Source organism: Dyadobacter sp., assembly GCF_039919315.1.
Lineage (GTDB): Bacteria > Bacteroidota > Bacteroidia > Cytophagales > Spirosomataceae > Dyadobacter.
Genome location: NZ_JBDSFX010000107.1, coordinates 1 through 14,569, shown reverse-complemented (window position 1 = coordinate 14,569; position 14,569 = coordinate 1). Strand labels below are relative to the sequence as shown.

Annotated in this window: 10 protein-coding genes; 6 read left to right on the top strand and 4 right to left on the bottom strand. The window is 44.6% G+C overall.

All coding sequences use genetic code 11. From position 1 onward, the window contains the following. The 3 genes from ABIO93_RS31725 to ABIO93_RS31715 all read right to left on the bottom strand — a co-directional run. On the bottom strand, positions 1-1,288 hold a 1,288-nt coding region (locus ABIO93_RS31725), incomplete at its 3' end, for a TonB-dependent receptor plug domain-containing protein (protein WP_348074064.1). A 218-nt stretch (positions 1,289-1,506) separates the two neighbouring features. Further along, positions 1,507-2,571: a FecR domain-containing protein gene (locus ABIO93_RS31720; RefSeq protein WP_348074063.1), complete on the bottom strand. Its 1,065-nt coding sequence runs from the start codon at positions 2,569-2,571 to the stop codon at positions 1,507-1,509. 138 nt (positions 2,572-2,709) lie between these two features. Continuing rightward, the gene (locus ABIO93_RS31715; protein ID WP_348074062.1) at positions 2,710-3,300 is read right to left on the bottom strand and encodes a sigma-70 family RNA polymerase sigma factor; all 591 of its coding nucleotides are present in this window, start codon (positions 3,298-3,300) and stop codon (positions 2,710-2,712) included. A 213-nt stretch (positions 3,301-3,513) separates the two neighbouring features. On the opposite strand from ABIO93_RS31715, the gene ABIO93_RS31710 reads away from it, so the two are divergent. Beyond that, entirely contained in the window at positions 3,514-4,920 is a 1,407-nt protein-coding gene (locus tag ABIO93_RS31710) for an enolase C-terminal domain-like protein (protein WP_348074061.1), read from the top strand. A 322-nt stretch (positions 4,921-5,242) separates the two neighbouring features. Here the strand turns inward: ABIO93_RS31710 and ABIO93_RS31705 are convergent, their stop codons facing one another. Then, positions 5,243-6,955 carry a DUF262 domain-containing HNH endonuclease family protein gene (locus ABIO93_RS31705; RefSeq protein WP_348074060.1) on the bottom strand — a complete coding sequence of 571 codons (1,713 nt, stop codon included), beginning with the start codon at positions 6,953-6,955 and terminating at the stop codon, positions 5,243-5,245. An 818-nt stretch (positions 6,956-7,773) separates the two neighbouring features. Here ABIO93_RS31705 and ABIO93_RS31700 point away from each other — a divergent pair. From ABIO93_RS31700 to ABIO93_RS31680, 5 genes are all read left to right on the top strand, one after another. After that, positions 7,774-8,430: an SDR family NAD(P)-dependent oxidoreductase gene (locus tag ABIO93_RS31700; RefSeq protein ID WP_348074059.1), complete on the top strand. Its 657-nt coding sequence runs from the start codon at positions 7,774-7,776 to the stop codon at positions 8,428-8,430. Between the two features lie 199 nt (positions 8,431-8,629). After that, positions 8,630-10,984, top strand: a complete 2,355-nt coding sequence (locus tag ABIO93_RS31695) for an ABC transporter permease (protein ID WP_348074058.1) — start codon at positions 8,630-8,632, stop codon at positions 10,982-10,984. 121 nt (positions 10,985-11,105) lie between these two features. Beyond that, positions 11,106-11,681 carry a dihydrofolate reductase family protein gene (locus tag ABIO93_RS31690; protein WP_348074057.1) on the top strand — a complete coding sequence of 192 codons (576 nt, stop codon included), beginning with the start codon at positions 11,106-11,108 and terminating at the stop codon, positions 11,679-11,681. 19 nt (positions 11,682-11,700) lie between these two features. Then, positions 11,701-12,129, top strand: coding sequence for a hypothetical protein (locus ABIO93_RS31685; RefSeq protein ID WP_348074056.1), 429 nt, complete (start codon positions 11,701-11,703; stop codon positions 12,127-12,129). Positions 12,130-12,590: 461 nt separating this feature from the next. Continuing rightward, the coding region (locus tag ABIO93_RS31680) for a SusC/RagA family TonB-linked outer membrane protein (protein WP_348074055.1) at positions 12,591-14,569 on the top strand (1,979 nt) is incomplete at its 3' end.

Here is a 14,569-nt window from a genome sequence, read left to right as displayed (position 1 = left end):
CCGTGATCCAGCGGTTAAAAAGGTTTCCCGGCGCGGACATACCCGCGGCGTTGCTGGAATATTTTTTCCAGTTTTCAATGCGTTTTTCAGGAGAATCAGTCCATTGCCATTGTGGCGCGTCCAGGTTATTGGTTCCAAAATTAGGATCTTCCACGATGTAGGCATTGGCACGGGCATCGTCCAGGTATTTTAGGAAGTCGTCACCGTGCAGTACATCTATTTTATTGATCATCCTGTCAAATCCTCTGCTGACGTTGATGCTCAATGTAGGTTTTCCCTTTTTTCCTTTTTTGGTAGTGATCAAAATAACACCATTTGCTGCCTGCGTTCCATAGATCGCACTGGAAGAAGCGTCTTTCAATACTTCTATTGATTCAATATCAGCGACATTGATACCATTCAGCGGATTTTCGTCCTTGCTGAACCCATCTTTCAGCGGAAACCCGTCAATCACGATCAGCGGATTGTTGCTCGCATTGATCGAGCTCACACCACGTATACGGATGCTCGTTCCGCCGCCCGGGGCGGTGTTGGAGTTTGCAATTTTCACGCCCGCCATTTTACCGGCCATTGCCGCAGCGAAGTTGGCCATCGGTTTGTCTTTCAAATCCCTGCTGGATACCGAAGATATGGCCGTAGAAACGTCCCGCTTTTTCTGCGTTCCATAACCAACCACCACCACCTCTTCCAGCGCTTTGGTATCGACTTTCAATGAAACATCCAGTACAGTTTGGTTGGATATCACGATTTCCTGGTTCAGATAACCGACAAATGAGTACACCAGGGACACATTTCCGTCGGGCAGCGAAATGGAATATTTCCCGTCCGTATCCGTAATGGTTCCGCGCTGGCTTCCTTTAACGATAATGCTCACGCCGGGAAGCGGCTCGGCCTTATCATCCGTGACGGCCCCGGTTAGCGTTCTTTCGGCCGCAACCTGGCTTGGTTCCAATGCATCCGGCGACTGGTTCGTCTTTCTCAGTACAATGTGTTCACCTGTAACTTCATACCTGATTTCCAATGGATTAAGAAACCGGTCCAACAGGTCGGACAGTTGCTCTCCGGAAGATTCGAGGGTGAAATTGTTGTCGGGTTTGGTTAGGGTAGAGCGGTAGGCAAACTTCACATTGGCCTTTTTCTCAATCGCAAGCAGGGTTTTGTCGAACGACTGGTTCCTGACGTGGATCTTTACCGGCCGTGTGAGCACGTTTTGCGCCTTCATCGTATGCGCGAGTGAAATTCCCGTACATATCACTGCTATTGTTAGCTGTAATAAGGACCTTTTCATAAGCTGGTATAGAAAGGCTTGATTTAGTAGTTTTTTGTTCATTAATTTAAACAGGTTTTGTGATTGGGAAATGCAAAACAACGGTCGCTGGTTGCTGCCAGTTACCACGAAAATCCGGACCGGTAATGTTGCTGCATTACCGGTTCAATTCTTTGAAAATGTGAAGATTAAGGTCCTTGCTTTGTCATGATGGTTAGGGGTTTAGGTTTGAGTATTAATTATTCGCCGCAGCCATCTCCGATGAAAATGACCTGCCCGTCGATGATGTTATACCTGGCTTCGACCACTTTTCCGATCAATTCCAGCTTTTCAAAAAGCGATTCATCCGAAAGCGACATATTCAGGCGGCAGTTTTTAAACTTCTCCTGATCATACACCACCTTGATTCCATAAATATCCTCCAACCCCTCAAAAATCTTCGAAATCGGGGTGTCCGTGTAAGTATACGTTTTGAGTTGTTCAACGGTGACCAGCACTTTGGGCTTCTCTACGACCATGCGGGTCAGCTGCAAATCCTTTTTCCGGTACACAGCCTGTTGGTTGGGGGTTAATGTTAAACCGTGTGATTCGGGATCGTTTTTGCCGGTTTCAGTACTGTACACACGCACGCGGCCCGAACTAACCTCTACTTTTACTTCCTCACCATTGGGATAGGCCGATACTTTGAATCGGGTGCCCAGTACCTTGGTGATCAGGCCATTAGCATAAACAAAAAACGGTTTTTGCGCATTCTTGGTCACGCTGAAAAACGCTTCTCCTTGGAGGTGCACAACCCGGCGGTCGCTGCCATTCATTTCATAAGTGACGCTGCTTTTCGGGGATAATGTGATGGTACTGCCGTCGGACAGGGTGATTACTTTCGTGGTTTCTCCTTCGTTGGCTGCATGTATCTCCGTTTTGCTGCCTGTCAGCGGTTTTTGTGAAAATGGAATAGTGATCACGTCGGACCTGAACCACAATGCGAAACCGAGCAACAGAATGACAGACGCCGCAACTGACAGGTATAAACGTTGCCGGCTGATCGGTAATATTCTGCCGCGTGGATATTGGTCCATAATGGCCTGGCGGGCTTTTTCAATTTCTGAATCGGGAACCTCGGGATAGAATGTCGCAAAACCATTGACCAGACCCGTGGCCTGATCCATCACAGCAGACTGACCTGGATATGTTTTTCTGACAGACTCCCAGAATCCATTACTTTCAGCATCGGGATACTTCACCCAATCGATGAAATGCTCGTCCTGTATAAAATCGCGAAGGGTGTAATTAGCGTATTGATCCATTGTTTCATAAGACTATATATTGACAGATACGAAGTCTTAAAAAACGTACTCAGTAAAATCACAAAAAATATCAAAATAATTCGATTGATGATTTTTTAATGTGACTTAATGCAGATTTTTTGATGCTAATCTGGAAAATCAGGCCGAAAAATAAAACATTGCGGAAAGTAACGATACCGGGAAGAAAGGCAGTTCCGAGCGCAATTGCTGCATCGCCCTGTTTTGCAGATTGCGTACAGATTGCTGATTTATATTCATGATACGGCCAATTTCTTCGGCTGAAAAATCATGGTAATACCGCAGCTGAATGGCTTCCTGCTGGCGTACGGGGAGTTTTTGCAGCGCATCGTGCAGCATAGCAAGCTGAATGCGGTTGCTTTCATCGGAAATCCAGCTGGTTTCAATGTCCTTTTCACTCGGAAACCATTGATCCGAAAGATCGCCATCGTCACTCAGCACAAACCGGTTGGTTTCCGAAGAGCGGATCAGCTTATTTCGCAGAGATCGGTAAAGGTAAAATCGGGGAGAGATTACCTGTTCCAGATCGTGACGTTTGTTCCAAAGATGGAGAAAAAGGTCCTGCACACTGTCCTGAACCAGTGCATGATCGGTAGAAATCCGGTAGCCATATCGGAATAAATCACGGGCAAAGTAGCTGTACAGCTTTTCAAAAGCGTCAGCATTCCCTTTGCACATTTCATTCCAATGTTCCTGTTCTTCTAACCTCATTATGGGTTCAGCCTGTTATTTTTAAGGAAATGATAAATCCTTCAAACAATAAATGTAATAATTTAAAGACTGGAATACGAGTAAGGTCAATTTTATTCGTCAATACTATTAAAGTTATTTTTTGAGCGAATTTCCTGTCAACACCGATCTCCAAAACAATAAAAGTAGGGATATGACAGCATCGGCTTTTACTCAATGATTAATCAATCAGCCATGTCAGAAGCGAAAAACGAAGGAATATCACGAAGAGGTTTTATTGGCCGTGCGGGTGCAGGAGCCGTATTGGCGATGAACTGGCCGGATGTTACCGGGGACATTATCCATACTCAAAAAGCAATGAAAAAGATCACGATCAGCCAGGTAAACTCCAACTTTGAAAGAGAGCCACTTAATCCATACCGGTTCAAAGGAAGTGCCATTACCGATAGCTGGCAGGCTGTTTCAATGCTGGAATCCGAGTCCGGCATACGCAAAGTAGGGCTGGCGACGCAGGGTGTGTTATGGTCTGATTCAAAGGTTTTTGCAGCACATTCGGAAAGCGCGGGCAATGCGCTGATGTACGCGATGAGCGAGCGGGCGCTGCAAATGATCAAAGGCACTTCGTTTACAAGCCCGGTGCAGTTACTCGATGACATTCTGCCAGAGGTACTGGCCTATGGCAAGAAAATTACATCCAACCCCGACCTGAGAAAAACCTTCGCGCTCAATGCATTGGTATCGGTCGATAATGCGGCCTGGCTGCTGTTTGCACAAGAAAATAACATCACAAAATTCGACGACCTGATCCCGGAAGCATACCGGCCGGGCTTGTCATACAGGCACGAGAAAGTAGCGAGCATTCCCTCATTTAGTGTGGGAACGTCTGCCGAGCGGATCAAGCAGGCGGCTGATGAAGGTTATTTTATCATGAAATTAAAGACCGGTTCTGCGGGAACACAGCAGGAAATGATCGAAAAAGACATTGCATTTCTGACGGCCGTACACAAGGCGATCGGGCATTACGAAACACCTTATACCAAAAACGGCAAGATACCTTACTACTTTGACGCGAATGGCCGGTATGAAAAAAAGGAGACATTACTGCGGTTTTTGGACCATGCCAAAAAGATCGGCGCATTGGACCAGATCGCCGTGATTGAAGAACCATTTGATGAAAGCAACGAAACATTTGTCGGTGATTTGGGCATATGCATCGCTGCCGACGAAAGTGCGCATACGGTGGAGGACGCCGCGCACCGCATTGAGCTCGGCTACTCCGCGATCGTAGTCAAAGCGATTGCCAAAACACTGAGTATGACCATGAAAATTACCCAGATGGCCTACGAAAAGAAGATCCCATGCTTCTGCGCCGACCTGACCGTTAACCCGATACTGGTGGACTGGAACAAAAACGTAGCCGCACGTTTGCAGCCTTTCCCGGGCGTGAGCATAGGGTTGCAGGAGACAAACGGGCATCAGTACTACAAAAACTGGGAGCGCCTGATGAGCTACCACCCCAAAGCATCAGGCTCATGGATTCGCACGCAAAAAGGCGTTTATGCTACCGACGCGTCGTTTTATGCCGAAAGCGGCGGGATACTGATGCCTTCGCAGCATTATATGGATATGTTTAAGGGGTAGGGGCACCCACTTTTCTTTGGCCCAAGGCTGAAGCCTTGGGTTAGTAGAACCATGTTGGGCATAGTTTCTGGCCGTCCGGCGTCCCGGTATGTCCGAGTGTTGTCGGTCTCAGACCGAAATTCAGAAAAGACCAACTAACAAAACTAAAAACCATTTCAAAGAAGACTTTGCTTTATGCCAATGCGGTCGGAGACCGCTTAACGCCGAGACGTAGTCTGGAGACTACGCCTAACGGGGGCTGTTTCGGTACAATTTGGAACACAGTCGGGAGATTACACCTGAACGAGATCGGGTGATGTTACTGGTTGGCACTCTTAACCTTTCATATATTTATTCCTTCTGTTTTTGGAAAGTTTTGTTTGAAGAAGTTGATAATCGTTTCTTTAATTCTCTTTTCTCGTTCTTCGATGTCTCCCATAACCCAATCATCCTTTGCGTACTTACCAAGCGCTAGAACTATCGCTATTTTAGATTTATTATATTTTTGCATTTTTATTCCAAAATACCCATTACCCGCCTGAATATTCAGCTTCTTTTCGAAAACAATTTTGTTGCCAAGCCTGTCCAGGTACGCTTCTGCATCTTCTAAATGCCAACCATTATAGTTTGTATTTTGCCACTTTTTTGGGAAAATATGTTCAATATCAAACGTATCTGAAATCAAGTCTCTCTGCTCATCGTGAAGATAAGCTTCAAGGAGTAAAAGTGCTCTTGATAAAGCTTTTGATGTAGGCCCACCGATTTGTTGGTTTAGAGATTCTTCGTTTAAATGGGTTTTGGAGAACCAGTTTTTGTTTTGCGCCAGTAAAATACAAGTCGAGTAAATGTCATCTTTGATAGCATTAACACTTGGAATTTCTATAAATTTCACAAAAAGATATGATACTGACTTTTTAAGAATGCCAATAAAGTCCTTGTCAAAGGTTTCACTGTCTTTGTTGGTCACAAAGAAAACACTTGTTGCGTACTTCCAAAATTCGTTGGGGTAGCAAGTAAGACAATGCAAATATTTTCTAGCTTCAACAGATATAGTATATTTTGTTTCATCATCAGGCTTAACATCAACATTTGTATATCGCCAAAACTCAGCTAATGACATTATTTCAGACATAATATGTGGATCTTTTAGCCTATAATACTTGCCGTCTGCGTAGAACTTTCTAAGCGCAACTTCCTTTGATTTATCACTGTTTCGAGCTCTTAATATATGGGTATAGTACCTAAATACATCATCTATTGATAATTTACCTTGTTTGCATATTTGAGTTAGATCTTTCCATTGGGTTGTAAATTCTTTCTTTTGTTGATCAGAAACACAATTGCGGTAAATTTGGGCTTTAAAAATATCAGAATCTGCGAGTGGCATTCCCCGGTCATTTAATGTAGAAAAAATTGTCAGGGCGGTATCTTGGGCTTCACATTCGATGGGAAGTATAATGCATTTTTGTAAAATAGTTATGCATAATTCTTTCCACTGCATTGGATTTTTTGATGCGTAAGTGTCACAATTATTCTTAAAATAGATGAAATTTTTTGAGTAATTGTCGTTTGCGGCCTGTGCCGCAACGCCATTTTCGAGTATCTTATGGAAAGTTTCATTGTCTTCCTCGGTTGCAACAAGAGATTCAATGTGGATTTTTGTTTTATCCGAAATCTTCTGAGAAATAGGATTTATATCCCAAATGCAGGGCGCAAGTTGGTTTTTTAGACCAATTACATCGTCATCTTCTAGCATATCTTCTAATTTCTTGTAAAAGGCCCTGAGCATTAACAAGATAGAAGTAATTCTTTGCTGACCGTCGATTATTTCCTGATCTTTCTTTTCGTTGGTGTAGGACACGATTGTTCCCAAGAAATAGTCCGCTCCAATTTGGGCATCTGTTTGAGCAAAATTTTCGATATCAACCCAAAGTGTTTCGCATTTTTCTATATTCCATTTATAAGGTCGCTGATAATCAGGAATAACGAATTTTTTATTCTGCATTTCGCTAAATAATTTTCCAATTGTTTTTTTGCTTACGTGTAATTCCGCCATTTATAGGTTCGAGTTTTACTCCAGTTTAGTATTTTCTTAAAAAGTACCCAATAACTTTAAATTAAGCAACTTTCTTCTTGCGGTGACTATCAACACTCGCGACACAAACTTTCTTCAAAGACACCATTTTTCCTCACCCCATTGCAGTTTACAATAAACCCCTATATTTGCCACGCGAAACTTCATAAAAATAATATGCTACTATCATCACAAATCGGGTGTAAGAAATGGTCTTGGAGAGGCATACGGGTGCAAGTCCCGAGACCTGACAAAGTAGCACTTTGGTGAAGTTCGCGGTGACCTCTCCTTTTTTATCCACCTTAATCTATTTCAAAAATGCGAACTTTGGATGGGCAGAATGTTGACTTGAATGTACCTTCAGTCAACACAACGGTTGATACACGTCACGTATCGAACGTTAGCATACCGCTAACATCTTCCCAAGCGGAATTTCTGAATCTGTTCAGGGTCAGGGCTATCTGGAACTATCCAGATCTCTGAAAATGATACACGACCTGGCACTTTACCACTCGGATATCTCGTTCAATGAAGTCGAGAAATCTGCTCTTTTTGATTTAAAGCTACTTTGGGAGGGTTTTGAACGAATGGAGGAAAATGCTTAGCATTGTATGGAGGACTGTCACCAGACAGTCTTCTTTTTTGTTGTCATGATGCTGAGAATTTACTCGATGCCAATGCGGTCGGAGACCAAACGTACCGGGATGCCAGGCGGTCAGAGGACTACGCCTAACGCTGGACTCAGCCAAAAGAAATCAAACACCAACCTAAGGCTTCAGCCTTAGGAAAACAAAACAAACATGAACAACATCCTAATGACCGGCGGCACGGGTAACCTGGGCAAAACCGTGGTAGAAACGCTACTGACGGCAGGCTACCATCTTCATCTTTCTGTGCGGGAAGTAAGTAGCGAGATAACAGAAAGCATTTCCTACTACAAAACCGACCTGACGAGTCAGCAGGATTCGGAAACGCTGGTAAGGTCAATATTGGATAAAGAAAATAATATTCTGGCTGGTGTATTCCTGGCAGGAGGTTTTGTTCCGGGTGGATTGGAAAAGACCAAATGGGACGACATTTCCAAAATGGTATCGCTCAATTTCGCAACCGCATTCAATACCGCGCAATCTCTGCTAGCCCATTTTCGGGAAAAAGGAAGTGGAAAACTGATTTTTATCGGGGCCAAAGCTGCGATGAACAATAGCAGCGCGATTGGTAACTTCGCTTACTCATTATCGAAACAGATGCTTTTTAATTTTTCTACATTGGTCAATGAAAGTGAAAATAAAAGCGGCATTACTTCCCATATTTTGCTGCCTGGAACATTGGATACCACGCTGAACAGGGAATATATGCCCGATGCAGACTTTTCAAAATGGACCAGTACTACGGCAATGGCGAACACGATCAGCGATATTATCAATGGGCAGGAAAAGCGTTCTGTGATTTCTTTTTAGAGTGAGATATTTTGGACACTCCAATTTTAGGTATCTCTTTCGGAAAGTATTCACGTTCCAAACTGAACAAATACTGTCCGTTACTGAACAACTATTGAATGTTTTTGATGGTTAACTAATTGATTTTTAGGTTAATAATTCACTGGCAAGTTATTTGAGCTGACTGCTGTGAATTTTCACCAATAAGTCATGGCGGGCTATGTTAGAAAACTATCTCAAAATCGCATTCAGAAATCTGCTGAGAAATAAGGGTTTCTCGATCATTAATATTTCGGGGCTCGCCGTAGGTATGGCGAGTGCCCTGCTCATTTTGCTGTGGATCTATAATGAGGTAGGTTACGACAGATTTCATACCAACGAGGAGTACCTGTACCACGCCTGGAACCGAGGTACTTTCGACGGGAAGCTACAATGCTGGGACAACACGCCGAAAATCCTGGGGCCGACATTGAAGGAAGAATATCCAGAAGTGGCTAACGTTTCCCGCCAATATTCACGCTGGTTCGTAACCAAAGTGGGAGAGAAGAAATTATCGAACGAAGCGCTCATTACCGACGCTTCTTTTTTGCAAATGTTCGATTTTCCAATGCTGCAGGGCGATCCAAAAACTGCGCTGAACAGCCTCTATTCCATCGTAGTTACTGAAAAGATGGCAAAAAAAATGTTTGATACGGAGAATGCTTTGAACAAGGTAATCACGATTGATAAGGATAATTTTACGGTCACCGGAATATTGAAAGACCTTCCAACCAACACCGTTTTCCATTTCGACTACATTCTTCCTTGGCAGTACCTGAAAAAAACAGGCGATGATGACGATAGCTGGGGTAATAACTCGGTCAAAACATTTGTGCAGCTGAAACCAAATGTCAATCCGGCGATATTGGCAGAAAAAATCAAGGGGATTACCATGAAGCATTCTGCCGGACGGGAAGACCATGAAGTTTTTCTGCACCCGATCAGCAAATGGCATTTGTATTCCAATTTTACGAATGGAGAAATCTCGGGCGGAAGGATCGCAATCGTTCGTCTGTTTGGCATCATTGCGGCCTTTATTTTACTGATCGCCTGCATTAACTTCATGAATCTCAGCACCGCCCGGAGCGAAAAACGTGCGAAGGAAGTGGGTATCAGAAAAACTGCCGGGGCAAACAAAGGGTTACTCATGGGGCAGTTTATCGGCGAGTCCATTCTGATCGCTATGATCGCTGGAATCATTGCCTTGTTGCTGGTCGCAATTGCATTACCGGCTTTCAATACGCTGATTAGTAAGGAGTTAGAATTTCCGTATAATAGTGTATATTTTTGGATTGCTACTTTACTGTTTGTGATATTTACGGGCATCATTGCGGGCAGTTATCCCGCGTTCTTCTTGTCTTCATTTCAGCCCATAGCCATTTTGAAAGGTACATTCAAGCGGACAAATGCAGTCCTGAGCCCGAGAAAAGTACTGGTGGTTTTACAGTTCAGTTTCGCCATTACACTCATCATTTCCACGCTGATAGTCGTGCAGCAAATACGTTACGCGCAAAACCGCGATGCGGGATACGACCGCGGACAGGTGGTTTATCACTGGCTCACGGGCGACATTGACAAGAATTACCGGCAAATCAGAAGCGAGCTAATCAGTTCCGGTATAGCGTCGTCCGTTACGAAAACGGCTTCACCCCTCAGCTTTGGTAACAGCGACACTTGGGGCGTAGACTGGCAGGGCAAGAACAAGGGGGAAAAACTGGATTTCGACCGATTTACAGAAGATGAAGGACTCGTAAAAACTGCGGGACTTCAATTGATTGCCGGCCGCGACATGGATCTCACCAAATATCCCTCAGACTCCGGCGCGATGATCCTTAATGAGTCGGCTGCCAGGGTCATGGGTTTCAAAGAGCCGATCGGACAGATCGTCAAGGACGGCGATGTGCCTTACCAGGTTGTCGGTGTGATCAAGGATTTCTTGATCGGGTCACCTTACGATCACGCCCGGCCTATGATCATTGAAGGCGCGAAGAGCTATTTCAATGTCATTCATATGAAATTTAATGCAGCGAAATCAACAGAAGCAAACCTGAAAGCCACGGAATCAATTTTTAGAAAATATAATCCTGACTATCCTTTTGAGTATCATTTTGTAGACGCAGATTACACGCTGAAATTTGAGGATACGCAGCAGGTCGCTACGCTAACGGGCTTATTTGCAGGTCTTACCATATTCATTTCATGTCTGGGATTATTTGGCCTGGCCGCTTATATGGCGGAAAACCGGATCAAAGAAATAGGAGTGAGGAAAGTACTCGGAGCATCTGTGATGAGCATTACTACATTACTGTCCAGGGAATTTCTGATACTTGTGCTGGTGGCGATCGTGATCGCAACGCCGATCGCCTGGCTGGCCATGGATACGTGGCTGAACGACTTTTCCTACCGCATCAGCATGCAATGGTGGGTATTCGCGCTTGCAGGTGCGCTGGCAGTGGTAGTATCTTTGCTCACAGTCAGTTACCAGGCCGTGCGGGCAGCATTGCTTGATCCCGTGAAGAGCTTACGTAGCGAGTAGAATGGCTCCCCCCCTCACTAGCCCAGGGTTTAAACCCTGGGTTGGAGGGGGGAGATTTCTTGGACGATTGTCTTTTCTTGATGTCAAGAAATATCATCACCAAGCAAAAAATAGTAACGCCATGAGAAAAGTTATTTTGAATTTGGCTGTATCATTAGATGGTTTCATCGAAGGCCCGAATGGTGAGACAGACTGGTGCAGAATTGAGGATGACCCCACTGCTGAATCAACTTTCGAATCCCATTTTGACGAGTTTCTTGCGAGAATTGACACCATTTTTTACGGGCGATTGAGTTATGATCTCTGGGGCAACTACGATCCAGGCGAGAGTGCATCGCCGCCGGAAAAGAAGCTGTGGAGCGGCGTTCACAGTAAAGAGAAATACGTGTTCTCAAAGAGCCCGAATGTGACGGATGAACGGGCAACCTATATTAGTGAGAATATTGCAGAGCATGTGTGGGAAATTAAAAATCGGCCTGGCAAAGACATTTGGCTTTACGGCGGAGCAAGTTTGATTACCAGCTTCATTAACCTCGGCCTTGTCGACAATTATTTGATCGCAATGTACCCGATCATTCTCGGCGGAGGCAAACCATTGTTTTCCGATATTAAAGACAGAACACAATTATCTTTGAATAAAGTAGTGACCTCGAAATCGGGTGTTATTTTGTTGGATTATGATGGGGTGTTTTTGTAACTCATAAGAAAGCAAGAAAATGGATGAGAACCGTAAATTGGAAAAGGCCGTCATAATGATTAGTGGTATTCTGTTTTTGTCTTCATTGACTCAGAAAAGCTATTGCACTACATCTCAATGTGGAGATTCGGTTATGGTATTTTTGTTGGGTTGGTTTGCGATGCTTACTGGCGGTGCAGGAATTTCCTGGATTGCAAACCCATTGTTATTTGCTTCATGGGCTATGCTTAAGAGGAATAACAAAATTTCAGTATTTCTAAGCTTATTGGCGACACTTTTTGCCATTTCTTTTTTGCTATTTGATAGTATCCTTGCTAACGAAGCGGGAGATTATCAGCAAGTAATATCGTATAAGTCGGGTTATTGGCTTTGGGTTTGTAGTTGTATGTCTATGCTTGTCGGGGTTTCTATACTCTTTATAAAAAATAAGGATGCCCGTGTAAGCTAACATTGTAAGCGGGCTTTTTTTTATTGTATGGTCGCTGTCGAGCTGTACCGACGAAAGGACCTCGGCTAAGTGGGGGATGCCCACATAGATTCAAATACTTTTAACAAGTAAAGACTAACAACAAGAAAAGACGTACGCTCTCACTACTTCTCTCCTTTCTCCCCGAAAACCTCAAATTTCTCAATTATTTATACGGATAATGAAAAAATTAATGGCTTTTGCGTAGCTGTTAATCATTTATTAACCATTTCTTAATACGCCCGTCCTTTCTTTGACCCCATGGTTCGGCCGACCAAAATATAACACATCAGCTTAATAATGTAATGATGGTAAGAATGAAAAGCCCCGAAAAGGCTCACGGGAACTGCCATGCCCTGACCTTTAAAAAGCTACAAAAAGGAGCCGCGGACAGCAGTATTGATCATTAAAAAGGGAAACTAACATGGACTTAATCAGATGATATGGAAAATCAAATTTTATTAAAACAGGGAGTTTTTTCGGGCTCCCGGAAATTTTTAATGTTACTATGCTGGACATTTTGTCTGCTGATCGTAGGCCGGGTAACCAGTACTGCCCAGGTGAATGCGGACGAAGTGCACGTATCCGGGGAAATCCGAGATGAAAAAAATGGCATTGTGCCAGGTGCCAGCGTGGTGTTGCAGGGTACCACCAAAGGCACGACTACCGATGCCAATGGTAAGTTTTCGCTGGCCGTTCCTAAATCCGGTTCAGTGTTGATCGTCAGTTTTCTGGGTTATAAAAGACAGGAAATTACAGTCGGAAACCGTACATCGTTTGACGTTAAACTGGAATCCAGCTCGGATGATTTGCAAGAAGTGGTGGTGGTAGGTTATGGTACCCAGCGAAAGCAAACGCTGACGGGCGCTATCTCCAACATTGTTTCTGATCAGATCAAAACCACCACGCATACCAGTCTTGCACAGAGCCTGCAGGGTAAAGTGGCGGGTGTGCAGATCCGGCAGAACTCGGGTGAGCCTGGTTCATTCAGTACCAACATCAACATCCGTGGCTTTGGCGAGCCGCTATATGTGGTCGACGGTGTCGCCCGTGATGGTGGTTACGAATTCCAGAAGATCAATCCAGATGATATCGAAAGCATTTCGGTCTTGAAGGATGCTTCTGCTGCGATTTTCGGGATCCGCGCCGGGAATGGTGTGGTGATCGTGACAACGAAAAAGGGCAAGCAAGGAAAACCGCAGTTCAGTTACAACGCAGTGTACGGTCGCCAAAGTCCTACCGATGTTCCAACCATGACCAGCGCATTACAATGGGCTGAAATGCGGAACGATGCAGCGAAAAACCTGGGCGAAAATCCGGTATACTCCTCCGACGAAATTGAAAAATTCCGGTCCGGAGCACCTGGCTACGAAAGTACAGATTGGTACAAGGAAACACTGAATAAATCGGCCTCTCAACAGCAGCATTTTATCTCCGCTTCTGGCGGTGAGGGTGCGGCGACTTATTTTACAAGTTTTGGTTATCAAAAAGAAAACGGTCTGCTGAAAACCGGCGATATGGGTTATCAGAAGTATACTTTCCGTACCAATGTGGGGATCGATCTGACGAAAAACCTGAAAGCTGACCTGATCCTTTCCGGGCTTTTTGACAAAAGAAACCAACCTGGCGATAACTTTTTTAACATTTATAAAGGTACGCGCATCGCACTGGCTACCGAGCGTCCCTATGCGAACGACAATCCGAAATATCCTGCCCTGCTGAGCGGTGGCTACAATCCGGTGGCGCTGGCGAATGGTGCGCTGACAGGTTACAGCGATGAGGTCAACAAGTTTTTTCAATCCACTTTTGCGCTGACTTACTCGGTACCATTTGTTCCAGGCCTGAAAGTGAAGGGATTAGTGGCTTACGATAGCAATAACTACCGGAACAAGTCGCTTTCTAAAAGCTACAACCTGTATACCTACGACGCCACGACCGACAAATACACGGCCCACGCGCAACGTAACCCATCCAGGATCGGTAACAATTTCTCGGATAATAACCGCGTCACATTCCAGGGACAGGTGTTTTACAATACCGTCATTGCCAAGAATCATAATCTTGGCGCAACATTGGTTTACGAGCAGCAGGAGTCTAAAAACCGTTGGGCGGGATTGGGAAGAGAATATGCTTTTTATACCAATGACCAGATCGATCAGGCGGGTTTGAATAATCAGACCACCAGTGGTTCTGAGAGCGAATATGCCAGCCAGTCACTGGTAGGACGTTTAAATTATGATTTTCGTGAAAAATACCTGCTCGAAGTAGCCGCCCGTTACGACGGTTCGTACCGCTACCATCCTGACCGTCGCTGGGGACTTTTTCCCGTGGTATCGGCTGGGTGGAGAGTTTCTGAGGAGGAATTCATGAAACGCATTCCATTTATTTCAACGCTAAAACTGAGAGGGTCATACGGTCTCGT